This is a genomic window from Streptomyces kurssanovii, assembly GCF_040677245.1.
Lineage (GTDB): Bacteria > Actinomycetota > Actinomycetes > Streptomycetales > Streptomycetaceae > Streptomyces > Streptomyces kurssanovii.
On sequence record NZ_JBFAQK010000008.1, the window covers coordinates 20,212 to 44,004 of the forward strand.

Sequence of the window (23,793 nt, forward strand, 5' to 3'; positions counted from 1 at the left end):
AGCGGCCGACTGGCGAGAGTGAACGCAAGGTGAACCGTGCCCGGCGACCCGGTGCCCGTTCGAATGTCCACTCGTTCGCGGTTCCGATGCCATACGGGCCGCCCACGGGCGGTCACGCTGTGTGAAGTTTTTGGAGGAGCGCGTCGACCAGTTCGCGGTCGCGGGGCTGGGTGAGCCGGGTCCGCGCCGCGGCGGGCGGCAGCCACACGATGGCGTCGACCTCGTCGCCGGCGGCGAAGGAACCGCTGGTCGCCTCGGCGGCCCAGTAGAAGACCTGCTTGGGCCGGCCGCCCGTGAGGTATCGGACGGCGGGGAGTCGGGCGCCGGGGACGCAGCGGTGGCCGGTCTCCTCCAGCACCTCGCGCAGGGCGGCGGTGAGGGTGTCCTCGCCGGGCTTGAGCTTGCCCTTCGGGTGCGACCAGTCGTCGTACTTCGGCCGGTGCACCAGGCAGATCTCGATGCCGCCGTCCCGGCGCGGGGAGCGGCGCCAGAGCACGCACCCCGCGGCGAGCACGGTGGCCCCGCCGTTCATGGCGCCGTGACCGCCGTGGTGGCGTGCCGCCATTCCTGCTGGAAGGCGAACCTGGCCGCCTCGACCTCGTGCCGCTGGTCGGCGTGGAGCACGCCGAGGGCGTACGCGGTGGCGGGGGCGATGCGTGGCGTGCGGGCCGCGGTGGCCGCAGCGGCTGCCGCTTCCGCCGCGTCGCGGTGCCGGTCGAGCAGGATGCCCGCGTGGCACAGGACGGGAGCGGTGCCGGGGCGCAGGACCTCCTGCGCGTAGCGGTGCAGCCGCAGCAGTCTGCGGACCTCGTGCCAGGGGGCGTCCTGCGCCTCACCGGCGGAGGCCGCGGCGAGGCCGCTGAACAGCGCCTCCGCGTTGTACGGGTGGGCGGCCCTGCGCAGCGGCAGTTCGGCGACCGCCGCCAGCAGCCGTCGCTCGGCGGCCTCCGCGGGCAGCGCCAGGGTCTCGGTGGCCGGACCGGCGGCCGCGGGGCCGAGCGGGAGCTCGGAGGCCAGTAAAGCGACGGCGTCGGCGACCGCGTGGAAACGTGAGGAGCCGAGCGCCTGGAGTGCTGCGGAGTGGGCGCGGGTCCGCGCGAGGGTGAGCTGCCGCTCCAACAGCGCCGCGGCCCGGGCGGCCCCTACGGCGAGCGCGCCGTTGCCGGAGGGGGAGCCGGCCGTACGTCCGGCGCGGTCCGCCGCCGTCGTCACCGTGGCGCGGACGCCGCGGGAGGCCGGACCTCCGTCCGCCGCCGCCGGCGTGCCGTGGTCCGTGCCGTGCCCGTCCGCGCGGTGCCCGTCCGTGCCGTGCGCGTCCGCGGCCGGTGCCGTGTCACCCGTGCGGTGCCCGTCGGCGGCGGCGCCCGACGTCCCGATGTCCCCGTCGTCGGCGTCCGCGGCAGCCGGGCCGGAGCCGCCCGGTCCGTGGGGACGGGCCTCGCCGGAACCGTTGTGCGGCGCGGAGCCGTGCAGCGGCAGGCTCTCGCCGCGGGCCGGCGGCAGCGGGGCCGTGCCCGACAGGCGGGACAGGGCGTCCAGCAGGCGGGACAGGCGCGATGTGCACGCGTGCTCCTGGGCCAGGGTCGTGGACAGCCACGCCAGCTCCGTCCGCAGGCCGTCCGCCCAGGCCGGGTCGAGCAGCGGGCGGAAGGTGTGGAGCGTCCCGCTGATGCGGCGGGACGCGGCCCGCAGCGAGCGGGCCGCCTCCGCGACCGCCGCCGTCTCCGCGCCGTTCTCGCCGTGCCGGCGCAGACTGCGCAGGAAGTCGGCGGCCTGGGCGTGGAGGTAGTGGGCCACCGCCTCGCCCGCCGTGCCCGCGAGGACGGTGTCCGGCCTGGAAAGTTCAGGGCTGTGCACGCCGGCGCCTCCGGGCGTCTATGAGCATCTCCTGTACGTGCCGCAGCGGCTGGCCCTCGGAGTCCGTCGCATGCCGGGTCCACGCGCCGTCCGGGCCGAGGTGCCAGGAGGCCGTGGTGTCGGACATGCCGGTCTCGAAGAGCCTGGTGAGGGCCGCGCGGTGGGCCGGGTCGGTGACCCGTACCAGCGCCTCGATCCGGCGATCGAGGTTCCTGTGCATCATGTCGGCGCTGCCGAACCACACTTCGGGCTCGCCGCCGTTGCCGAAGGCGAAGACCCGGGAGTGCTCCAGGAAGCGGCCGAGGATCGAACGGACCCGGATGTTCTCCGAGAGGCCGGTCACGCCGGGGCGTATCGCGCAGATGCCGCGCACCCAGATGTCGACCGGTACGCCGGCCATCGCCGCCCGGTAGCAGGCGTCGATGATCGCCTCGTCCACCATCGAGTTGACCTTGATGCGGACGTAGGCGGGACGTCCCGCGCGGTGGTGGACGATCTCCTTGTTGATGCGGGAGATCAGGCCGTCGCGCAGGGACTTCGGCGCGACCAGCAGCCTGCGGTACGTCTCTCGGCGCGAGTAGCCGGACAGCCGGTTGAACAGGTCGGAGAGGTCCGCGCCGACCTGCGGGTCGGCCGTCAGCAGCCCCAGGTCCTCGTAGAGCCGGGCGGTCTTCGGGTGGTAGTTGCCGGTGCCGACGTGCGAGTAGCGCCGCAGCGTCTCGCCCTCCTGGCGGACCACGAGCGACAGCTTGCAGTGGGTCTTCAGCCCGACGAGCCCGTAGACGACGTGGCAGCCGGACTCCTCGAGCTTGCGCGCCCACTTGATGTTGGCCTGCTCGTCGAAGCGGGCCTTGATCTCGACGAGGACGAGGACCTGCTTGCCGGACTCCGCGGCGTCGATCAGCGCGTCCACTATCGGGGAGTCGCCGGAGGTGCGGTACAGCGTCTGCTTGATCGCGAGGACGTCCGGGTCGCCCGCGGCCTGCTCCAGGAAGGCCTGGACGGACGTCGAGAAGGAGTCGTACGGATGGTGCAGCAGCACGTCCCGTTCGCGCAGCGCCATGAAGATGTCGGGCGCGGACGCCGATTCGACCTCCGCCAGGTCCCGGTGGGTGCCCGCGATGAACTTGGGGAACTTCAGTTCCGGCCGGTCCAGCGCCGAGATGCCGAAGAGTCCGGTGAGGTCCAGCGGTCCGGGCAGCGGGTACACCTCGGCGTCGGACACCTTGAGCTCGCGCACCAGCAGGTCGAGCACGTACGGGTCGATCGACTCCTCGACCTCGAGGCGCACCGGCGGGCCGAAGCGGCGCCGCATGAGCTCCTTCTCCAGCGCCTGGAGGAGGTTCTCCGCGTCGTCCTCCTCGACCTCCAGGTCCTCGTTCCGGGTGACCCGGAACATGTGGTGGGCGAGGACCTCCATCCCCGGGAACAGCTCCTCGAGGTGGGCCGCGATGACGTCCTCCAGGGGCACGTACCGCTGGGGCGACGCCTCGAGGAAGCGGGACAGCAGCGGCGGGACCTTGACCCGGGCGAAGTGGCGGTGCCCGCTGACGGGGTTGCGCACCACGACGGCGAGGTTGAGGGAGAGGCCGGAGATGTACGGGAAGGGGTGCGCGGGGTCCACGGCCAGCGGGGTCAGGACCGGGAAGATCTGCTGCCGGAAGAGCGTGAAGAGGCGGGCCTGCTCCTTCTCCGTCAGGTCGGGCCAGCGGATCAGGTGGATGCCCTCGTCGGCCAGGGCGGGGGCGACGTCCTGCTGGTAGCACGCGGCGTGCCGGGCCATGAGTTCACGCGAGCGGGTCCAGATCAGGTCCAGGACCTCACGCGGCTGGAGGCCCGAGGCCGAACGCGTGGCGACGCCCGTCGCGATGCGGCGCTTCAGACCGGCGACGCGGACCATGAAGAACTCGTCCAGGTTGGACGCGAAGATCGCGAGGAAGTTGGCGCGCTCGAGCAGCGGTGTGGCCGGGTCCTCCGCGAGCTCGAGGACCCGCTCGTTGAACGCGAGCCAGCTGCGCTCACGGTCGAGGAACCGCCCCTGGGGCAGCTCCGTGCCGAGCGTCGACTCCGGGTCCTCCTGGTAGGAGTCGAGGTCGGCGTCGATGTCGGGCTCGAGATCGGAGACCGTGGCGGCGACGGTGTGCGGCCGGTGCGCGGCTATGGACGCGACGGACGGCTGGGGGTGCTGGACCGGGACCTCGGCGGGCTGCTGGCTCATGGGCCCATTGTTCCGCGCGAGAGGCGTCGACGGCGCGTCGGAGAGGGCCGGGGCGAGACGTTTTCTCCCGTTGGGGGAGGCGGGCACAGCGGGCTGCATTGGGTGAGGGTCGCAAGGGCGTCTGAATGCCCGGTAACAAGGACATGACGTGAGGGAAAGCGCAGTACGGCCCCCGAGGGTCGCTCCCCGGGGGCCGTACGCCTCGCGTGCGGGTCAGGCGTGGCGGTGGCGGAAGATCCGGAAGGCCGCGTAGGCCGCCACGGCGGCGAGGACGAGGACGATGCCGGTCTCGACGAGCTGTGTCTGCCAGTAATGCGCGTACGGATGGTAGTCCGCGAACCTGCCGGTGATGTCCAGGTCGGCCGGGCAGTCGCCCAGGTCGTGCGTCCGCTGCCAGCAGGCGTCGTGCGGCAGACGCCCGCCGTCGGCGGTGAGGAAGCCCGACTCCACCAGGAACGCCTCCGGGGCGAGCCGCAGAGGGTCGCTCGGGAACGGCCCTGTGAGGGTCTTCACCGGTATCCACTGCCAGCGCAGCGAACCGAGCACCAGCATCACCGTGCCGGTGACGAGGCCGGCGGCGGACATCGCCGGCAGCGTGCGGCGGATCAGCGGGCCGACGAGGCCGCCGACGGCGACGGCGAGGAGACCGTACGCGACGAGGACGGGGCCGGTGGCCTCGAACACCCCTCGGTCGGGCCAGCCGAGGTCGTGCGTGCCGGCGACCGGGTCCCACGCGACGCGGTAGGCGAGGACGAGCGCCGCTGTTCCGCAGAAGACGACCACTGCCGCGACCGCGAGCTTCGTGGTGAACCAGCGCACGGGAGTGACGGACTGCGTCAGCGCCAGTCGCCATGTGCCGCTCTGGAACTCGCGGGCGATCAGGGGCCCCGCCACGAAGGCCGCCGCCAGTAGCGGGACCAGCAGCAGGGCGGCCGATCCGTGCATGCCGGTGAGCCTGAGCATTTCCATGGCTGACGAGTGGCCCCAAGGGCCGGTACCGCAGCGCTCCGACCGCGTCACGTCCAGACAGAACGCCCGGTCGGACGCCGCCGCCTCCCACCAGCGCACCCCGGTCATGACGACCGACGCGGCGATCAGGAGGAACAGTGCCGTCCACAGCGCGGTGCGATGCTGCCGCAAGGTCACCCAGGCCGTGCCTCGTGCCGTCGGTGTGCTCATGCCGCCACCTCCGCGCTCGGGGTGACCAGGGGCGGTGCGTCGGGGCTGCGCAGATGCGCCATGAGCAGTTCCTCCAGGGACGGCCTCGCGGTCTGCCAGCCGCCGCCGACCGCGCGGGACCCCCGTACCAGCGCGGTCAGCTGACGGCCCGTCGTGCGTGATTCGACGACGATGTGGCCGGGCAGGTCGGCGACCGGCCCGGTGACCAGGGTGTGGGCGGCGATCAGGTCCTCCGTCTCGCCGGCGAGGCGCACCCGGCCGCCGTCGACGAGGAGCACGTAGTCGCAGGTGGTCTCCAGCTCGGACAGGATGTGCGAGGAGATCACGATGGTGGTGCCGTGGTCGGCCGCCTCCGTCATGAGCGCGGCCATCAGCCGGTGCCGTGCCAGAGGGTCGAGGTCGGCCATCGGCTCGTCCAGCAGCATCAATTCGGGGCGCTTGCCGAGCGCGAGGGCGAGGGCGACGCGGGTGCGCTGGCCGCCGGAGAGGCTGCGGATCCGGGCCCGGGGATCGAGTCCGCCGTCCTCCTCGACGATCCGTTCCGCGGCGGTCGCGTCCCACCGGCCGGGGTTGAGCTCGCGCCCCACCCGCAGCGTCTCACCGACCGTCAACTGCGGGTACAGCGGCTTGTCCTGGGCGACGTACGCGGTGCGTGCGCGTGCGCCGGAGGGTGTGCCGCCGAGGACGCGGAGCGCGCCCTCGGTCGGCCGGAGCAGACCCGCCGCTAGGGCGAGCAGCGTGGACTTGCCTGCGCCGTTGGGGCCGGCGAGGGCGCAGACACGCCCGGCCGGTATCCGGAACGAGCAGTCGTGCAGGGCGCGGCGGCCCCGCTTCCCGTACGCCAGGCCGAGGCCCGTCGCCTCGATCGCGGTCGCCGTCATGCGCCGTCCCCCTTGTGGTCGTCCTGTGTGCGCTCCTCCAGCACGGAGGTGAACAGCGCGGTGATGTCGTCCTGCTCGAGCCCGGCGTCACGCGCCCGGTCCACCCAGTCGGCGAGTTCGGCCCGCAGCGGGGTGTCGGCGGCCTGGCCGCCGAGGGTGCGGGTGATGAACGTGCCGAGCCCCCGGCGGGCCTCGACGAGCCCTTCGCGCTCCAGCTCGCGGTACGCCTTGAGCACGGTGTTCGGGTTGATCGCGGTGGCCTCGACGACCTCGCGGGCCGTGGGCAGCCGGTCGCCGGGCTCCAGCAGGCCGAGCCGCAGGGCCTGTTTGGTCTGCTGGACGATCTGGAGGTACGTGGCGACCCCGCTGCGCCGGTCGATCCGGAACTCGACCATGCCGCTGCACCACCCTTTCACTAGTTGAGTAGTGGAATAGTGATGCAAGAGAGGGGCGGTGTCAACGGACACCGCCCCTCTGTCGCCCGGGTGCCGGCCGGCCGCGGTCAGGACTCCGTGCGGTACATCAGGTCGACCTCGTGCGTGGCGAAGCCGAGCTGCTCGTACACACGCAGCGCCGCGGGGTTGTCGGCGTCGACGTAGAGCATCGCGGTCGGCATGCCCTGCGCGGCGAGGTGGCGCAGGCCGGTGGCGGTGAGGGCTTTCCCGAGGCCGCCGCCCTGGGCGTCGGGGCGGATGCCGACCACGTACACCTCGCCGAGCTGCTCCTCCGCGTGGATCTTCGTCCAGTGGAAGCCGATGATCTCGCCGTCCCGCTCGGCCAGGAAGAAGCCCTTCGGGTCGAACCACGGCTCGGCCTTGCGGTCGTCGAGGTCCCGCTGGGTCAGTGAGCCCTGCTCGGGGTGGTGGGCGAAGGCGGCGGCGTTCACGGCGAGCCACGCGGCGTCGTCCTCGCCGGGCCGGAAGGTCCGCACGGTGACGCCGGGCGGGTAGACGGGCTCGGGGATGTCCCGCAGATCCAAGGGACGCCGGAGCTGGCGCAGTTCGCGGAAGAGCGCGAGGCCGAGCACCTGGGCCAGGTGCCGGGCGGCCGACTTCCCGCCGTGCGCCCACATCCGCAGCCGCCGGCCGGAGGCGTCCAGGAGTGTCGTGCCCAGCGCCCGGCCGTGCCCGCGGCCCCGGTGGCCGGGGTGGACGACGAGTTCGGCCGCCGGGGCCTCGACGGGGTCGGTGTCCTCCAGCTGGGCGTAGCCGACGAGCTGGTCGCCGACGGTGAGCAGGAAGTGGCGTACGCCTTCCCGTCGCCCGCCGCGCAGCTGCAGCCGGCCCTGCTCCGAGACGGCCTGCATCCCGTCGTTCCGCGCAGCCTCTGCGAGTACGCCCAGCACGGCCTCCGCCTGCTCGGGAGTGAGCTCGTCGAGGGACTGGATCTGCCGGCCGGGCTCCGGAATCACTGCGTCGATCGTCATGCTTCGAGGGTACGGCGGAGGGGGCCCCGGTCAGTGGCTCGAGGGGCCGAGGGGCCGAAGTGGCCGCCACGTGTGCGGAGATATGTCCGTCATGCGGGTGATAGTGCCGTAATCACCCGTTGACGAAAGACGGCAACCAGGTCGTAACCCACATCCCCCTGTCGCGCTACGCGCGTTGACTCTAGGCTGCCGCCCGTGGGAGCTGTCCGGTGGATCATGGCCGGGCCCGCGACGAATGGCACGGCACCTCGCTGCGTTGCCGAAATGCCTTGATAGCGGAGCTATTAAGGCACTCCGGCGCCTTGCGATGTACCGCACCGGACGCCGTGGCCCATCCGGCCCTGATCCACCGGACAGCCCCCGGCCCTCACACCACGCTGGACTGACAAGGGGACAGATGTCAGCGACACCTCCCAACCATCGCGCGGCCAAGCGGAACCGCCGCGTGCTCGCGGCCGCCGCCGGTCTCGCGACCGTCGGCGCGCTCATCGCCGCCATGCCGGCCGGCGCCGCCTCCGGCGAGCGCACCGCCCACCGGCCGGACCACGGCCGCACCGTCGATGTGCAGCTGCTCTCCTTCAACGACCTGCACGGCAACCTGGAGCCCCCGGCCGGCTCCGCCGGCAACGTCTCCGAGATCCAGCACGACGGCACGGTCAAGTCCATCCCGGCCGGCGGCGTCGAGTACCTGGCGACGTCGCTGCGCACCGCGCGTCAGGGCAACCCGTACTCCGTCACCGCCGCTGCCGGTGACCTGGTGGGCGCGAGCCCGCTGCTGTCGGGTCTCTTCCACGACGAGCCGACGGTCGAGGCGCTCAACAAGCTCGACCTCGACGTGACGGGCGTGGGCAACCACGAGTTCGACGAGGGCGCGCTCGAGCTGGCCCGCCTCCAGAACGGCGGCTGCCACCCGACGGACGGCTGCTACGAGGAGGGCAAGGAGTTCGAGGGCGCGGACTTCCCCTACCTGGCGGCCAACGTCACCAAGGAGTCCACGGGCAGGCCGATCCTCAAGCCGTACACGGTCTGGGAGAAGAACGGCGTCAAGATCGGCTTCATCGGCGTGACGCTGGAAGGCACGCCGGACATCGTCAGCGCCAACGGCATCAAGGGCCTGGCGTTCCACGACGAGGTCGAGACGATCAACAAGTACGCCCGCGAGCTCGACCGCAAGGGCGTGAAGTCGATCGTCGCCCTCATCCACGAGGGTGGCTCGCCGGCGTCGGCGTCGTACAACTACGACTGCGACTCGCCGGGGGCGGGCGACGGCATCTCCGGCCCGATCGCGGACATCGCCAAGAACATCACGCCCCGGGTCGACGCGCTGGTCACCGGCCACACCCACCAGGCGTACGTGTGCACGATCCCGGACCCGTCCGGCAAGCCGCGCATGGTCACGTCGGCGTCCTCGTACGGCAAGCTCTACACGGACACGACGCTCACCTACGACCGCCGCACCGACGACATCGTGCGGACGTCCGTGCGGTCGGCGAACCACGTGGTCAGCCGTGACCAGGCCAAGGCCCAGGACATGACCGACCTGATCACGCGCTGGAACAAGCTGGCCGCGCCGATCGCGAGCCGTCCGCAGGGATTCATCTCCGCTGACATCAACGGCCGCGGCGCCACCACCCCGGAGAAGCCGCTCGGCGACCTCATCGCGGACGCGCAGCTCGCGGGCCTCGCCCCGGCGGACAAGGGCGGCGCCCAGCTGGCCCTGATGAACCCGGGCGGTATCCGCTCGGACCTGGTGTACAAGGCGTCGGGCAGCGAGGGCGACGGTGTGGTGACGTACGGCGAGGCCTTCACGGTCCAGCCGTTCACCAACATGATGAACGTCGTCGACCTGACGGGCGCCCAGCTGATCACCACGCTCCAGCAGCAGGTCAGCGGCCCGAACGAGGCCTCCCCGAAGATCCTCCAGGTCTCGCAGGGCTTCACGTACACCCTGGACCTGACGAAGACCGGCGCCGACCGGATCGTCGTGGACTCGGTGAAGCTGAACGGCGAGGCGATCGTCCCGTCGAAGACCTACCGCGTCGCGATGAACGAGTTCCTCGCGGGCGGCGGTGACGGCTTCTCCGTCCTGAAGGAGCACACCAACAAGCTGGTGGGCGCCTCCGACCTGGACGTCTTCAACGCCTACCTGGCGGCGAACTCCTCGGCCACCGCGCCGATCGCGCCGCCGAAGGCCGACCGGATCACGGTCGTGCAGTAGCACTGCCCGGCGATGGGGGCGGCAGGCCACGGGCCTGCCGCCCCTTCGTCGTTACCGGGCGGTACGGGAGTCTGGTGACTCTGACGTGGACGCGTCATACTCCCTCGCCATGGACCGACGGAGATTCCTCGCAGGCGCTGCCGCACTGTCCGCAGCCGCCCTCATCGGCGCCCCCCACGCCACCGCAACGCCCCGCCGCACCCTGTCCGCACAGGACTGGATGGCCGGCCCGGCCGACTCGACCCCGCTGCAGAGGCTCACGATCCCGGGCACCCACGACTCCGGCGCGCGCTTCGGCGGGCTGTGGAGCGAATGCCAGAACACCACCATCGCCGAGCAGCTGGGCAGCGGTATCCGCTTCCTCGACGTGCGGTGCCGGGTCACCGGCGGCTCGTTCGCCATCCACCACGGCCCGTCGTACCAGAACATGATGTTCGGTGATGTCCTCGTCGCCTGCCGCGACTTCCTCGCCGCACACCCGTCGGAGACGGTGCTGATGCGGGTCAAGCAGGAGTACTCCGAGGACAGCGACGCCACCTTCCGTGCGATCTTCGACGACTATCTCGACCGCCGCGGCTGGCGCCCGCTCTTCCGGATCGGCGACGGCATCCCCGTGCTGGGCGAGGCGCGCGGCCGCGTCGTGCTTCTCGGCGACAACGGCGGTCTGCCCGGGGTGCGTTACGGGGACGGCACGTGGTTCGACATCCAGGACGACTGGAACGCGCTGCCGGACCCCAAGTACACGAAGATCGAGGCGCACTTCCGCAAGGCGGCGCAGCAGCCGGGCAAGCTGTTCGTCAACTACGTGAGCACGTCCGCGTATCTGCCGCCCCGCTGGAACTCCGACAACCTCAACCCGCGCGTCCACCGCTTCATCGACGGCGCGGAGGCGAGCGGCTGGCGGGGCCTCGGCATCGTTCCGCTCGACTTCCCCAACACCCGGGCGGGGCTGGTTGATTCGCTCATCCGGCACAACGGCTGAGGTGCCAGGTCAGAGGTCCGCGCAGCTGTCGCGGGCCCTGGCCGGTTCCCCTCCTCACCTCGGCGTCGACCTCGAAGACCTGACGGTGACGGTGGTGCACCCTGGTCATCGGCAGGGCGTGAGTGCCAGCTCCGGCCCGTCGAAGGCCGCCCGTGCCCGCCGGTCGTGGGTGACCAGCACCAGCGTCCCCGCGTATTGCGCCAGCGCAGCCTCGATCTCCTCGACCAGTACGGGGGAGAGGTGGTTGGTGGGCTCGTCGAGCAGCAGCAGATCCACGGGGCCGGTGAGCAGCCGGGCCAGTCCGAGCCTGCGCCGCTGACCCACCGAGAGCGTGCGGACCGGCTTGGACAGGTCGGCGGACCGGAACAGCCCCGTCGCGAGCAGGGCTTCGGCCCGCTCCTCGCCGTACGCCTCCAGGGTTGTGCGGCCGTCCGGCACGGGCCCGGTGGTCTGGCGCAGCAGGCCCACCCGATCGGGCCGCTCGACCGTGCCGGCCGCCGGGACCAGTTCGCCGGCCAGGACCTTCAGGAGCGTCGACTTCCCGGCGCCGTTCGGGCCGGTGACCAGTAGCCGCCCACCCGGTTCGATGTGCAGTGAGTCCAGGGAGAGCCGTCCCGGCACACGCACATCCGCCAGGTCGACCCCGCGGGCCGCCCCTCCCTCGAACCGGGCCGTGAACCGCAGCGGCTTCGGAGGCGGCGGGACCGGGTTCTGCGTCAGGCGCTGCAGCCGCTCCCGGGCGTCCTGGACGCGGCTCGCCGCGCCGTGCGTCCGCGAGCGGGCACGGAACGCGCCGGCGCCGCTGAAGCCGCGCGGCATCTTGCGCGGGATGGCGGACAGGGCCCCGATGTTGGTGTCGGCCAGTCGCGACCGCCGGGCCACCTCGTCGCGCCACTCCTCGTACTCCCGTGCCCAGCGGGCGCGGGCGGCGGCCTTGGCGGTGAGGTAACCCGCGTAACCGTCGCCGTAGCGGTGCACGGTCTTCTTGTCGTCGTCCACCTCGAGCACGGTGGCGGTCACCCGGTCGAGGAACGCGCGGTCGTGGGTGACCACGACGACCGTGCCGCGGTGGGCGCGCAGCCGTTCCTCGAGCCAGGCGACGGCCGTGTCGTCGAGGTGGTTGGTGGGCTCGTCGAGCAGCAGCAGTTCGGGGGAGGAGGCGAGCGTCGCGGCGAGCGCGAGCCGCGAGAGCTGACCGCCGGAGAGTGTGCCGAGCGGCCGGTCCGGCGCCGGTGCCGCCCGTTCGCCGAGCCGGTGCAGGGCGACCTGGACCCGGCGGTCGGCGTCGTGCCCGCCGCGTGCCTCGAACTCGGCGACCAGTCGTGCGTACCGCTCGTGGCCGGCCTCACCGGTGGTCGCCAGCACGGATTCCGCGACGCGGATCCGGCGCTGGAGGGACCGGAGGTCGGCGAGGGCCAGGTCGATCGCGTCGGCGACGCGGGAGGTACCCGGCAGTTCGAGAGTCTGGGCGAGGTGGCCGATGCCGCCGGGGGCGGTGACGGCCACCGTGCCGTTGTCGGGCTGCTCCGCTCCGGCGAGCAGCCGCAGCAGTGTCGACTTCCCGGAGCCGTTCTCGCCCACGACGCCGGCCTTTTCGCCGGGGCGCAGGGTGAAGGAGACACGGTCGAGGACGACATGGTCGTTGTAGCGCTTGGTGACGTCGGTGACGACGAACTGGGCGGCCGTGGCGGTGGCTGGGAACAAGGGCGCTTCCTTCGATGGACGGCAAGGAAATGAGACGGGACGGTTCGTCTCGAGAGACTTTAGCGCCGGCGGCCCTCCCTGGCAAGACGTTCCGTCTCGCGAGATGTCTCAGGGGGTTGCCGGAGGCGGACCCGCCGCCCCCGGCAGGCGGATCACCGCGCGGGTGCCGCCGCCGGCGGCCGGTTCGAGGGTGATGCCGCCGCCCGCCTGCCGGACCGTGCGCGCCACGATCGACAGCCCCAGCCCCGAGCCGGGCAGCGCCCGCGCCGAGGGGGAGCGCCAGAACCGTGCGAAGACGTGCGGCAGTTCCTCCGGCGGGATACCGGGACCGTGGTCGCGGACCGTCAGTTCACCGCCGCGCAGGCCCACCTCGACCTCGGCGCCCGGCGGCGAGAACTTCACGGCGTTGTCCAGGACGTTGACCAGGGCCCGCTCCAGCGCGGCCTGGTCCGCCCGTACGTACCAGGGCTCCAGCCGGGCCGTGAACGTCAGCTCCGGTCCGCGCAGCCGCGCGCGGTCGAGAGCCGCCTGCGTGATCTCGTGCAGGGCCACCACCTGCACCTTGCCGCTCGCGCCCACGTCCGGCCGGGACAGCTCCTGGAGGTCGCCGATGAGCGCGGCCAGTTCGGTCATCTGTGCCTTGACCGAGGCGAGCAGCGCCCTGCGGTCGTCGGGCGGGATGGCGCGGCCGGTCTCCTCGCTCCTGGCGAGCAGCTCGATGTTGGTACGCAGCGACGTGAGCGGGGTGCGCAGTTCATGACCGGCGTCCGCGATCAGCTGCTGCTGGAGGTCGCGCGAGGAGGCCAGCGCCGCGGTCATCGCGTTGAACGAACGGGACAGCCGGGCGATCTCGTCGTCCCCCTCGACCGGGATGCGCACGCTCAGGTCCTCGGTGCGGGCCACGTGCTCGACCGCGCCCGTGAGCTCGTCCACCGGCCGCAGTCCGGTCCTGGCGACCCAGGCGCCGGCCGCGCCGGCCCCCAGCACACCGGCGCCGGCGACCAGGGCCAGCACCAGCGTCAGATTGCCGAGGGTGTCGTCGGTCTCGCTGAGGGGACGGGCGACGATCACCGCGCCCGCGTAGCCCTCGATGGGATAGGTGAAGACGCGGTACTCGGAGCCGTCGGACGCCGTGGCGTTGTGGAAGGAGGAGTCGGACCGGCCGCCGGCGACGTCGAGGTCGGCGTCCGTGACCTCGACCGATTCGTCGCCGAGGACCACACAGCTGTTCCCCTGGCGGTCCAGCAGCTGGATCGTCGACTTGAAGAGGTCGGTGTCGGGACCGGCGGGCTCGGCCTTGCGGCACTGCCCTGCGGGGTCGACGAAGGCGAGCACCTGGCGCGGCGCCATCCGGTTGGCGCTGAGCGCGTTGTCGAGCGAGTCGACCAGCGCGCTGCGCACCACCAGCCAGCACACGCTGGCCGCCGCGGCGACGGCCACCGCCACCGCCGTCGCCACCAGCAGCGCCAGGCGGGAACGAAGGGGAAGCGCGCGGAACCTGTTCGTCATTCCGGGCCGCCGGTGCGCAGCGCGTACCCCACGCCGCGCACCGTGTGGACCAGGCGCGGCTCGCCGGCCGCCTCCGTCTTGCGCCGCAGGTACATGACGTACACGTCCAGGGAGTTGGAGCTCGGCTCGAAGTCGAAGCCCCACACGGACTTGAGGATCTGCTCACGGGTGAGCACCTGGCGCGGATGCGCCAGGAACAGCTCCAGCAGCGTGAACTCCGTACGGGTCAGCTCGACCCGGCGGGTGCCGCGGGTGACCTCCCGGGTCGCGAGGTCCATCCGCAGGTCGGCGAAGGACAGCACGTCCTCCTCCGGGCCCCCGGGGCCGGCCGTGGCGTACGAACTGCGCCGCAGCAGCGCGCGGATACGGGCGAACAGCTCGTCGAGCTCGAACGGCTTGACCAGGTAGTCGTCCGCGCCGGCGTCGAGGCCGGTGACCCGGTCGCCCACGGTGTCGCGGGCCGTGAGCATCAGGATGGGCACGGTCGATCCGGCGGCCCGCAGCCGGCGGGCCGCGGTCAGACCGTCCATCCGCGGCATCTGGATGTCGAGGACGATCAGATCGGGTGCGTACGCCTCCGCGCGGGCGAGGGCGTCGATGCCGTCGGCGGCGACCTCGGTGCCGTACCCCTCGAACGCGAGCGAGCGCTGGAGCGCCTCACGCACGGCGGGCTCGTCGTCGACGATCAGGATGCGCTCACCTTCAGTCATGGACCAAGCCTCGCACGCGATCAGTTGCCGTCGCCGGAGCGGAGGGCGTCCAGGTCGGCCTTGACGGTGTCGATCGGGATGGCGAAGCCGAGACCGACGCTGCCCGCGGTGGACCCGGTGGCGGAACTGGGCGAGTACATCGCCGAGTTGATGCCGATGATCTCGCCGTTCATGTTGATCAGGGCGCCGCCGGAGTTGCCGGGGTTGAGGGAGGCGTCGGTCTGGATCGCCTTGTAGGTGGTCGTCGAGTCGCCGGTGTCGCCGTTGAACTGCTGCCCGCCGAACTCGAAGGGCCAGCCCTGCCGGGGGTCCTGCTGCCGCGGCTGTTCCTCGTCCTTGGCCACGGTCACGTCCCTGTCGAGCGCGGAGACGATGCCGCTCGTCACCGTGCCGGTCAGGCCCTCGGGCGAGCCGATCGCGACGACCTCGTCGCCGACCTTGAGCTCGCTCGAGTCGCCGAGCGAGGCGGCCTTCAGACCTGACGCGCCCTGGAGCTTGATGAGGGCGAGGTCCTTGCCGGGGTCGGTGCCGAGGACGTCCGCCTCGTACGTCTTGCCGTTGCTGAGCTGCACCTTGATCGTCGAAGCGCCCGAGATGACGTGGTTGTTGGTGACGATCTCGCCGTCCCCGGTGATGATCACGCCGGAGCCGGTCGACTGCCCGGTGTTCGAGTCCGCGCTGATCTCCACGATGCTCGGGGAGACCGCCTGCGCCACGCCGGCGACCGTTCCCTTGCTGCTCTGCGAGACGTTCGTGCCGGTCACCGCGCCGGAGCCGCCGCTTCCGGAGTCCTTGGTGAGCTCCCCGACGAGGACGGAGGCCCCGCCGCCGAAGGCCGCGGCGACGAGGGCGACGGCGGCGAGCAGCGCGACGGGACGCTTCGCCCGGGCCCGGGGCGCCGGGACGGGCACGTACCCGTCCGCCTGAGCGGGAGCGGGAACGGGAACGGTCGGGTGCGGTCCGGGCGCGTGTCCGGCCGTGGCGTCGCCGGGGTGGTAGGGCGGGACCGGCGGGTACCCGCCGCCCGCCCCCTGCGGAAGGGGAGCACCGTACGGCTGCTGGTGGTGGGCATCGTCGCCGCTTCGGCGGTAGTGGTCGCTCATGGCACCGACTGTCGTCGGCCCGGATGAGAGCCGTCTGAGACAGTGCTGAGAAGCCCGACAGAACCGTGTATGCCCGATATAAGGCCGCCGGCGGAACGGCGGGCCCAGAGGCGGTCGGCGGCGAGCTGTGGGGCCTCGACGGCGTCCGGTGATCCGGCGCCCGGACCGGGGAAGCGTCCCCGGTCCGGCCCGTTCGCCGCTACGGCTCGCCGCACCCGCAGGAGCGGCGGATCACCAGGCCCGACGGGAACTGCTTGACCCGTTCGCGCCGCGAACCCGCCAGCCTCAGGCCGTCGTCGAGGACCAGGTCGATCGCCGCCCGGGCCATCGCCGGGCGGTCGGAGGAGATCGTCGTGAGGGGCGGGTCCGTGAGGGCCGCCTCCTTGACGTCGTCGAAGCCGGCCACCGCGAGTTCGGCCGGCACGTCGATCCGCAGTTCACGCGCCGCCCGCAGGACACCGAAGGCCTGGTCGTCGGTCGAGCAGAAGATCGCCGGCGGGCGGTCGGGCCCGGCGAGCAGCTTCAGGGCGACCTGGTAGGCGTCGTAGCGGTTGTACGGGGCCTGGAAGAGCCGCCCCTCCGTCGTGCGGCCGGACTCCTGCATGGCCCGGCGCCAGCCCTCGACGTGGTCGGCGACCGGGTCGCCGACCGACGGGGTCGACTCGACGCCGCCCAGACAGGCGACGTACTCGTGCCCGTGCTCGAGCAGGTGCCGGGTCGCGAGCTGCGCGCCGCCGATGTCGTCCGTGACGACGGCGACGTCGTCGATCGCCTCGGGCCGCTCGTGGAGCAGGACGACCCGTGCGTCCCACGCCTCGATCTCGGCCGCCGCGCGTTCGCTCATGCCCTGGCTGACCAGGATCAGGCCGGAGACCCGCATGCCGAGGAAGGCCCGCAGATAGTGGACCTCACGCTCGTCGCGGTAGTCGGAATTGCCGACGAGCACCATTTTTCCGCGTTCGGCCGCGGCCTGTTCGACCGCGTGTGCCATCTCGGCGAAGAAGGGCTGCCGGGCGTCGGGCACGATCATGCCTATGAGGTCGGTGCGCCGGGACGCCATCGCCTGCGCGACCCGGTCGGGCCGGTACCCCAGCTCTTTGATCGCTGCGAGTACCCGCTCGCGCGTGGCCGGGGCGACCGGCCGGGGTCCGTTGTTGATGACGTAGCTGACGACCGCGGTCGAAGTCCCCGCCAGTCGTGCCACATCGTCCCGCGTCACCTTGGCCACGCGCGAAGTCTACGCGTGGTGACCTACCTCTGGGCAGGGCGTACGGCCGGTTCCTCCACCTCGGCGCCGTCATCCGTACGGGCTACCGCCTTGGCGGCCTTCGCCTTGGCCTCCTCGGCCGCCCGCTCGACCTTCTCCGGGGCGACGAACCGGTAGCCCACGTTCCGGACGGTCCCGATGAGCGACTCGTGCTCCGGGCCGAGCTTGGCGCGCAGCCGCCGCACATGGACGTCGACCGTGCGCGTACCGCCGAAGTAGTCGTAGCCCCAGACCTCCTGGAGCAGCTGCGCCCGGGTGAAGACCCGGCCGGGGTGCTGCGCGAGGTATTTGAGCAGTTCGAATTCCTTGAAGGTCAGGTCGAGGACCCGGCCCTTCAGTTTGGCGCTGTACGTCGCCTCGTCCACCGACAGGTCGCCGTTGCGGATCTCCATCGGCGAGTCGTCGGAGGTGATCTGCTGCCGGCCGGTGGCGAGCCGCAGGCGTGCCTCGACCTCGGCCGGTCCGGCCGTGTCCAGCAGCACGTCGTCGATGCCCCAGTCGGCGGTGACGGCCGCGAGGCCGCCCTCCGTCACGACGAGGACGAGCGGACAGCCGGGCCCGGTGGACCGCAGCAGCTGGCACAGCGACCGCACCTGCGGCAGGTCGCGGCGGCCGTCGACGAGGATCACGTCGGCACCGGGGGTGTCGACGAGGGCCGGCCCCTCCGCCGGTGCCACCCGTACGTTGTGCAGAAGCAGTCCGAGGGCGGGAAGCACCTCCGTCGACGGCTGGAGGGCATTGGTCAGGAGCAGCAGGGAGCTCATCGCGTCCCACCTGCCCTGATCGTCGTGCTTTCGGCGTGCTGGGGTCGCTCGTCGGTTCGCTCGTCCATGACGTCGGTTCCTCCTCGGTCCCTGCGAGGACGTGCACTGCTTCGTACGCGGCTCTCTCGCGCCCGAGAGCCTTTGTGAGGCTTTGTTCACCAGCCTGTAACAATGGCCGGAAAACACAAAAGGATCCGGGGGCTGCATTGCCCGGATCCTCTCGCAGCAGAATAGCCCACATGAGTTCTGGGCGAGAGGGCCGATTTCACACTGTGGACGTGTCAAGGATCTCTCAGCGCCCTCGGGGCGCCACTCTCCTGACATCCGACGGTGTCCGGATCGAAGCCCGCTACGAGCCCTGCGCGAGCGGACCGACCGGCACCGCCGTCGTCGTCGCGCACGGATTCACCGGCTCGGTCGACCGGCCCGCGGTGCGCCGCGCGGCGCGGACCTTCTCGCGGTACGCGGGGGTCGTGACCTTCTCCTTCCGCGGCCACGGCCGCTCCGGCGGGCGTTCCACCGTCGGTGACCGCGAGGTGCTGGATCTGGCCGCCGCCGTGGAGTGGGCCCGGTCGCTCGGGCACACCCGGGTGGTGACCGTCGGCTTCTCGATGGGCGGCTCGGTGGTGCTGCGGCACGCGGCGCTGTACGGCGCCCGGATGCACGAGGGGCGCACGGAGGCACGTACGGACGCGGTCGTCTCGGTGAGCGCCCCCGCCCGCTGGTACTACCGCGGTACGGCGCCGATGCGGCGGCTGCACTGGGTGGTCACGCGCCCGGCCGGCCGGATCGTCGGGCGGTACGGGTTCCGCACCCGCATCCATCACCGGGACTGGGACCCGGTGCCGCTCTCCCCGGCCGAATCCGTGCCGCTGATCGCACCGACGCCGCTGCTCATCGTGCACGGCGACAGCGACCCGTACTTCCCGCTCGACCACCCGCGGATGCTGGCCGCGGCGGCGCGGGGGACGGCGGAGCTGTGGCTCGAGCCGGGCATGGGGCACGCCGAGAACGCGGCGGACGAGGCGCTGCTGCGCCGCCTGGGGGAATGGCTCACCGGCCGATAGCCCATCATGGTGAGCGGCGCGCACGAGACGAAAGGAGTGCCGCTATGGCAGCGGGAACCATCCGCTACTGGGCCGCGGCCAAGGCGGCGGCCGGCATCGCGGAGGAGCCCTACGCGGCGGAGACGCTCGCGGAGGCCCTGGACGCGGTGCGGGACAAGCACCCCGGGGAGCTGACGCGCGTACTGCTGCGCTGCTCGTTCCTCGTCGACGGTGACCCCGTCGGGACCCGCAGTCATGAGACCGTACGGCTTGCCGAGGGCGGCACGGTCGAGGTGCTCCCGCCGTTCGCAGGAGGGTGAACCGCACAGCATGAGCAGCGACCAGCAGTATCCGTACGGACAGCAGCCGTACCCGTCCTACGGGGACGCGTACGGGCAGCAGCGGCCGGCGGCCCACGAGGACCCTTACCAGGGGCAGCAGCAGCCGACGGGGCACGAGGACGCCCACCGGCAGCAGCAGCCGGCGGGCCACGAAGGCCCTTACCGGCAGCAGCCGTACCGGGACCCGGGCGAGACGCAGACCTGGCAGGGCGAGACCTGGGACACGCAGTACCAGCCGGTCGTGCGGCCCGGCGCATACCCGTCCGCCGGGGCCGGCGGTTCCTGGGGCGGGCCCGAGCCGCGGCAGCAGGCGCCCGCGTCCGTTCCGGGTGCGGGCGAAACGGCGTACCTGCCGCCGGTGCCCGCCGCCGCGGGTCTGCCGCTGCCGCCCGAGGCACCCGTCCCGCACGCTCCCGCCCACGCTTCGGCGGCCCGCCCGAGCGCGCCCGCCCCCGTGGCGGAGCCGGCGCCCGAGGGCCCGGCCGGATACAGCTCGCCGACCGTCGGCGGCAACGCCCGGATCACGGACGCCCAGCGCGCCCGCGCCGAGGGGCGTTCGCCGGTCATCGCGCCGGGCATGCAGCCCGCCGGGCTGACCGCCGTGCTCGCGCTGCTGCTCGCCGGCGGCGCTGCCGTAGGCCCGTACGCGCTGCTCGTACCGCTGGTACTGCTCCAGGCGGTCACCGCGGCCGGCTGGTTCCGCCTGAACGGCATGTGGCCGGCCAGGCAGGGCATCGCGCTCGCGTTCCTCGGCGGCCTCGCGGCCGACGCCGCGCTCCTCGCGTCCGGCGACGGGAACGCGCCCGCCGCGGTCATCGGAACGCTCGGGGTGTGGGTGCTGCTGACGCTCGTCCTCCAACTGCGCAGCCACGCGGGGGCCGACGAACGGATGTACGGCCTCATGGCGACGGTCGCCTCCGCGGCGTTCGCCGTCCTGGCCGCCGGGCATCTCGCCGCCGCCGACGACGCGGTGGTGGTCGGCGCGATCGCCGTCGCCGTCGCCACGACGGTCCGTGCGCTGCCGCTGGGCGGGGCCGTCTCCGTCGCGCTGTCCCTGGCGTCGGCGGCGGGCGCCGGCATCGCGGCCGGCGGGCTCACCGGCACGGGCTCCGGGGGCGCGCTGCTCGGTCTGGCAGCGGGCGGGTGTGCGCTGATCGGGCTGCGGGTGGCGAGCTACGACTACCCCTCCCGCTTCGTCCACATGACCGCCGGTGTGGCGCTTCCGCTGAGCGTGGCCGCCCCCGCCGTGTACCTGATCGGGCGCGCGCTCGCATAGCCGCCCGCACGGAGGGCAGGTTCGGAACCATCGGCGGCCGCCGGACGTCGATCACTGCGCAGGCGTCGTCCCGACCGGCTCGGGCTCAACGGGCGTCCGTGGCCAGACAGGGTGGGGGACACCGAACACATGCGTGCACTGCGAATACTGATCGTCATCGCCGTCGTCCTCGGCGGTCTGTTCGTCGCCGCGGACCGGATCGCGCTCAACGTGGCGGAGTCGGAGGCGGCGGAGCGGATCAAGGTCCAGGAGGGGACGGCCGACTCGACCGCCGTCTCCATCAAGGGCTTTCCCTTCCTGACGCAGGCGATGGACAGCAGGTTCGACGAGGTCGAGATCAAGCTCGACGGCATCCGGACCAGCGCCGCGGGCCGGCCGGTGCGGATCGAGGAGATGACCGCCGACCTGTTCGACGTCCGGGTCGCCGAGGGGTATTCCAGCGCCACGGCGGCCCGTGCCGAGGGCACCGCCCGCATCAGTTACGCGGACCTCACGGATGCCGCCGACGACGGTGTCACCGTCGCGTACGGCCAGAACGGGAAGGTCAAGGTCACCGGCTCGGTGACGCTGCCGCTGTTCGGGAAGATCACGCGCAGCGTCGTGTCCACGGTGAGCATCGTCGACGGGAACACGATCAGGGTCCGCGCCGACAAGGTCCCGGGTGAGGGCATCCCCGGGCTCGAGGGCGAGATCCGTAAGAAGACGGACTTCGACCGGAAGCTGGGCGGGCTGCCGGCGGGGCTGAAGCTCGAGAAGGTCGAGGCCGGGCCGGACGGCGTCGTGATCACGGTCACCGGCAAGGACGTCCGGCTCGCGGGCTGAGCCGCGCCCCCGGGCGCGCCGAATGGTGAGACAGGTCTGTCCGCCGGTCAGAAGCGCAGGGGGCGGAGGCCGCCTCCCGGACGTCCCCCTGTGGCCCGGAGCTGATCCACGTCCCGAATAGTGGACGATCGCGTCTCAACATACGACACGCCGGTGACATGGCCGCCGACTCGTCCCTACGATCGGTCCCATGAAGCAGCGACAGGCGGATCTCACGAAGCGGCGGGCAGTAGACCTGTGCCGCGTCGCCGCCATGCTCTGTCGCACTGTCTGAGCGGGAGCACTGCCCCGTATCCCCAGGCCCTTCGACCTCCATGTCAGGGCCGCCCCGTGCTGATCGACGCTCTTCCGCGTACCCGCACACCTCTCGCGCACAACCCCTCGCGCACCACCGCCGCACACTGCCCCGGAGGAGAACAACCATGAGCCGCAGCGACGTCCTGGTAGACGCCGACTGGGTCGAGGCCCACCTCGACGACCCGAAGGTCGTCATCGTCGAGGTCGACGAGGACACCTCGGCCTACGACAAGAACCACATCAGGAACGCGATCCGGATCGACTGGACCAAGGACCTCCAGGACCCGGTCCGCCGTGACTTCATCGACCAGGAGGGCTTCGAGAAGCTCCTGTCGGCGAAGGGCATCGCGAACGACTCCACCGTCGTCCTCTACGGCGGCAACAACAACTGGTTCGCCTCCTACGCCTTCTGGTACTTCAAGCTCTACGGCCACGGCGACGTCCGTCTGCTCGACGGCGGCCGCAAGAAGTGGGAGCTCGACTCCCGCGACCTGGTCGCGGAGGTCCCGGTCCGTGAGGCGACCGAGTACAAGGCCAAGCCCCAGGACAAGTCCATCCGCGCCTTCCGCGACGACGTCGTGGCCGCGATCGGCAGCCAGAACCTGGTCGACGTGCGCTCGCCCGACGAGTTCAGCGGCAAGCTGCTCGCCCCGGCGCACCTCCCGCAGGAGCAGTCGCAGCGTCCGGGCCATGTGCCCAGCGCCCGCAACATCCCGTGGTCGAAGAACGCCAACGACGACGGCACCTTCAAGTCCGACGAGGAGCTCAAGGCCCTCTACGAGGACGAGCAGGTCGACCTGTCGAAGGACACCATCGCGTACTGCCGCATCGGCGAGCGCTCCGCGCTGACGTGGTTCGTGCTGCACGAGCTCCTCGGCCAGGAGAACGTCAAGAACTACGACGGCTCGTGGACCGAGTACGGCTCCCTCGTCGGCGTGCCGATCGAGCTCGGCGCCAACAAGTAATCCGCCCCGACCTTTTCTGGAGAACAGCATGTGTGGAGCGCAGGCCGGCGGCCCCGACGCCTCGACGATCAAGCCCGGTGAGACCACCATCCAGGGTCAGGTGACCCGCGACGGCGAGCCGGTGACGGGCTACGTCCGTCTCCTGGACTCGACCGGCGAGTTCACGGCGGAGGTCCCGACCTCCGCGACCGGACAGTTCCGCTTCTACGCGGCCGAGGGCACGTGGACCGTGCGCGCGCTCGTGCCCGGCGGTACGGCGGACCGTACGGTCGTCGCCCGGACGGGGGGCCTCTCCGAGGTCGCCATCGCCGTCTGAGTCAAGGACAGGCCGAAGGGCCGCACCTCCTGGGGGTTGGACGCTACCGGGAACGAGGTGCGGCCCTTCGGTCGTACGCTTGAGGCATGTACGCCAGGCGTCGGCACGTCTACTTCCTGCTGATGGGCGGCTGCCTCTTCCTCTTCGTCGCCGCCTGGGCCGTGGTGCGGCTGTGGTCCGTTCCCGCGGCCGTGGGCATGTGCGTCGTCGCCATGGTCATCCCGCCGGTCGCCGCCGTGATCGCCAACCGACGCGGCCCGGAGGACCGTTGGTGGGACGACCCTTCGGGCGACCCGAAGTCCGACGAGTGGTGGGACGAGCTCGACGGCAGGCGCCGGCCGCACCAGTAGGCGGGGCCGGCGCGGAGCGGGGCGCGGTCAGTAGACCAGGGCCTGCACACCCTCCGGCATGATCTCGCTGACGAACACCTGCGCGCCCGCGATCCGCACGCCCTCGAGCGTGTCCTTCTCCGTGATGTCCCGGCGCGCCGCGCACTGCGTGCACAGCGTGATCTTCCCGTTCGCCTGGATCGACTCGATCAGCTCGGGCAGCGGCGCCGCGTGCGGCAGCTCGAACTCGGCCGCCCGCCCCGGCAGCGCGAACCAGGAGGACTCCCCGGTCAGCCAGAGCGAGACCTCCACCCCGCTGGCCGCGGCCACGGCCGCGACCGTGAAGGCCTGGGAGCAGCGCTCGGGTGCGTCGGCACCTGCGGTCACCTTGATCACGAGCTTGTTCGCCATATGCCGAACTGTAATGCGCCGCCCTACAACCCTGGCCCTGCGGCCCGTGTCTGCTGGATACGCGGATACGGAATCCGCGGCTCAGGTCTCGTGGGGGGACTCTTGGAAACGCAGGACCATCAGGTGCCGCAGGAGGCGGCGCCCGACACACGACCGGAGCCGGCCGTGCCGC

General features: G+C 72.0%; 24 protein-coding genes. 10 read left to right on the top strand and 14 right to left on the bottom strand.

The window, feature by feature from the left end; all coding sequences use genetic code 11:
* Nucleotides 1–112: 112 nt before the first annotated feature.
* The 7 genes from AB0K36_RS08760 to mshD form a co-directional block, all read right to left on the bottom strand.
* A complete protein-coding gene (locus tag AB0K36_RS08760) occupies nt 113–532 on the bottom strand; it encodes an NUDIX hydrolase (RefSeq protein WP_364590292.1) in 420 nt (139 codons plus the stop codon).
* Nucleotides 529–1,857, bottom strand: coding sequence for a CHAD domain-containing protein (locus tag AB0K36_RS08765; protein ID WP_364590295.1), 1,329 nt, complete (start codon nt 1,855–1,857; stop codon nt 529–531). The genes AB0K36_RS08760 and AB0K36_RS08765 overlap by 4 nt, the downstream gene beginning before the upstream one ends.
* Nucleotides 1,844–4,075, bottom strand: coding sequence for an RNA degradosome polyphosphate kinase (locus AB0K36_RS08770; protein WP_364590298.1), 2,232 nt, complete (start codon nt 4,073–4,075; stop codon nt 1,844–1,846). The genes AB0K36_RS08765 and AB0K36_RS08770 overlap by 14 nt, the downstream gene beginning before the upstream one ends.
* Nucleotides 4,076–4,288: 213 nt before the next feature.
* On the bottom strand, nt 4,289–5,254 hold the full coding sequence (locus tag AB0K36_RS08775; RefSeq protein WP_364590301.1) for an ABC-2 membrane transporter-related protein: 966 nt from the start codon (nt 5,252–5,254) through the stop codon (nt 4,289–4,291).
* Complete coding sequence (locus AB0K36_RS08780; protein WP_364590304.1) at nt 5,251–6,135, bottom strand: ABC transporter ATP-binding protein; 885 nt, start codon at nt 6,133–6,135, stop codon at nt 5,251–5,253. Before AB0K36_RS08780 ends, AB0K36_RS08775 begins: the two co-directional genes overlap by 4 nt.
* Nucleotides 6,132–6,530, bottom strand: a complete 399-nt coding sequence (locus AB0K36_RS08785; RefSeq protein WP_189468502.1) for a GntR family transcriptional regulator — start codon at nt 6,528–6,530, stop codon at nt 6,132–6,134. Before AB0K36_RS08785 ends, AB0K36_RS08780 begins: the two co-directional genes overlap by 4 nt.
* Nucleotides 6,531–6,637: 107 nt before the next feature.
* Complete coding sequence (mshD, locus tag AB0K36_RS08790; protein WP_364590307.1) at nt 6,638–7,561, bottom strand: mycothiol synthase; 924 nt, start codon at nt 7,559–7,561, stop codon at nt 6,638–6,640.
* A 397-nt stretch (nt 7,562–7,958) separates the two neighbouring features.
* On the opposite strand from mshD, the gene AB0K36_RS08795 reads away from it, so the two are divergent.
* On the top strand, nt 7,959–9,779 hold the full coding sequence (locus tag AB0K36_RS08795; protein WP_364590310.1) for a bifunctional metallophosphatase/5'-nucleotidase: 1,821 nt from the start codon (nt 7,959–7,961) through the stop codon (nt 9,777–9,779).
* 109 nt (nt 9,780–9,888) lie between these two features.
* Nucleotides 9,889–10,761 (top strand): phosphatidylinositol-specific phospholipase C, encoded by an 873-nt coding sequence (locus AB0K36_RS08800; protein WP_364590312.1) that lies wholly within the window; start codon nt 9,889–9,891, stop codon nt 10,759–10,761.
* A 105-nt stretch (nt 10,762–10,866) separates the two neighbouring features.
* On the opposite strand, the gene abc-f is transcribed toward AB0K36_RS08800, so the two are convergent.
* The 6 genes from abc-f to AB0K36_RS08830 form a co-directional block, all read right to left on the bottom strand.
* Nucleotides 10,867–12,465 carry a ribosomal protection-like ABC-F family protein gene (gene abc-f / locus AB0K36_RS08805; RefSeq protein WP_364590315.1) on the bottom strand — a complete coding sequence of 533 codons (1,599 nt, stop codon included), beginning with the start codon at nt 12,463–12,465 and terminating at the stop codon, nt 10,867–10,869.
* Between the two features lie 108 nt (nt 12,466–12,573).
* The gene (locus AB0K36_RS08810; protein WP_364590318.1) at nt 12,574–13,974 is read right to left on the bottom strand and encodes a HAMP domain-containing sensor histidine kinase; all 1,401 of its coding nucleotides are present in this window, start codon (nt 13,972–13,974) and stop codon (nt 12,574–12,576) included.
* The gene (locus tag AB0K36_RS08815) at nt 13,971–14,684 is read right to left on the bottom strand and encodes a response regulator transcription factor (RefSeq protein ID WP_189468515.1); all 714 of its coding nucleotides are present in this window, start codon (nt 14,682–14,684) and stop codon (nt 13,971–13,973) included. Before AB0K36_RS08815 ends, AB0K36_RS08810 begins: the two co-directional genes overlap by 4 nt.
* Before the next feature lie 20 nt (nt 14,685–14,704).
* On the bottom strand, nt 14,705–15,787 hold the full coding sequence (locus AB0K36_RS08820) for a S1C family serine protease (protein ID WP_364590321.1): 1,083 nt from the start codon (nt 15,785–15,787) through the stop codon (nt 14,705–14,707).
* Between the two features lie 199 nt (nt 15,788–15,986).
* Nucleotides 15,987–17,015, bottom strand: a complete 1,029-nt coding sequence (locus AB0K36_RS08825) for a LacI family DNA-binding transcriptional regulator (RefSeq protein ID WP_189468519.1) — start codon at nt 17,013–17,015, stop codon at nt 15,987–15,989.
* 23 nt (nt 17,016–17,038) lie between these two features.
* Nucleotides 17,039–17,818, bottom strand: a complete 780-nt coding sequence (locus tag AB0K36_RS08830) for a winged helix-turn-helix transcriptional regulator (RefSeq protein WP_005315520.1) — start codon at nt 17,816–17,818, stop codon at nt 17,039–17,041.
* Between the two features lie 239 nt (nt 17,819–18,057).
* Between AB0K36_RS08830 and AB0K36_RS08835 the strand changes: the two genes are divergently transcribed.
* The 8 genes from AB0K36_RS08835 to AB0K36_RS08870 all read left to right on the top strand — a co-directional run bounded on the left by AB0K36_RS08835 (nt 18,058) and on the right by AB0K36_RS08870 (nt 23,231).
* Nucleotides 18,058–18,885, top strand: a complete 828-nt coding sequence (locus AB0K36_RS08835; RefSeq protein ID WP_364590324.1) for an alpha/beta hydrolase — start codon at nt 18,058–18,060, stop codon at nt 18,883–18,885.
* Between the two features lie 44 nt (nt 18,886–18,929).
* Nucleotides 18,930–19,184 (top strand): MoaD/ThiS family protein, encoded by a 255-nt coding sequence (locus AB0K36_RS08840; protein WP_364590327.1) that lies wholly within the window; start codon nt 18,930–18,932, stop codon nt 19,182–19,184.
* Nucleotides 19,185–19,194: 10 nt separating this feature from the next.
* A complete protein-coding gene (locus AB0K36_RS08845; RefSeq protein WP_364590329.1) occupies nt 19,195–20,481 on the top strand; it encodes a hypothetical protein in 1,287 nt (428 codons plus the stop codon).
* 129 nt (nt 20,482–20,610) lie between these two features.
* Nucleotides 20,611–21,303, top strand: a complete 693-nt coding sequence (locus AB0K36_RS08850; RefSeq protein WP_364590332.1) for an LmeA family phospholipid-binding protein — start codon at nt 20,611–20,613, stop codon at nt 21,301–21,303.
* Between the two features lie 190 nt (nt 21,304–21,493).
* A complete protein-coding gene (locus tag AB0K36_RS08855; RefSeq protein WP_355648638.1) occupies nt 21,494–21,577 on the top strand; it encodes a putative leader peptide in 84 nt (27 codons plus the stop codon).
* Between the two features lie 148 nt (nt 21,578–21,725).
* Entirely contained in the window at nt 21,726–22,565 is an 840-nt protein-coding gene (locus AB0K36_RS08860) for a sulfurtransferase (protein WP_364590335.1), read from the top strand.
* Between the two features lie 28 nt (nt 22,566–22,593).
* Complete coding sequence (locus tag AB0K36_RS08865) at nt 22,594–22,881, top strand: DUF1416 domain-containing protein (RefSeq protein WP_159690353.1); 288 nt, start codon at nt 22,594–22,596, stop codon at nt 22,879–22,881.
* 86 nt (nt 22,882–22,967) lie between these two features.
* On the top strand, nt 22,968–23,231 hold the full coding sequence (locus tag AB0K36_RS08870) for a DUF3099 domain-containing protein (protein ID WP_364590338.1): 264 nt from the start codon (nt 22,968–22,970) through the stop codon (nt 23,229–23,231).
* 27 nt (nt 23,232–23,258) lie between these two features.
* On the opposite strand, the gene AB0K36_RS08875 is transcribed toward AB0K36_RS08870, so the two are convergent.
* Entirely contained in the window at nt 23,259–23,621 is a 363-nt protein-coding gene (locus AB0K36_RS08875; protein WP_189468536.1) for a DsrE family protein, read from the bottom strand.
* Nucleotides 23,622–23,793 lie beyond the last annotated feature (172 nt).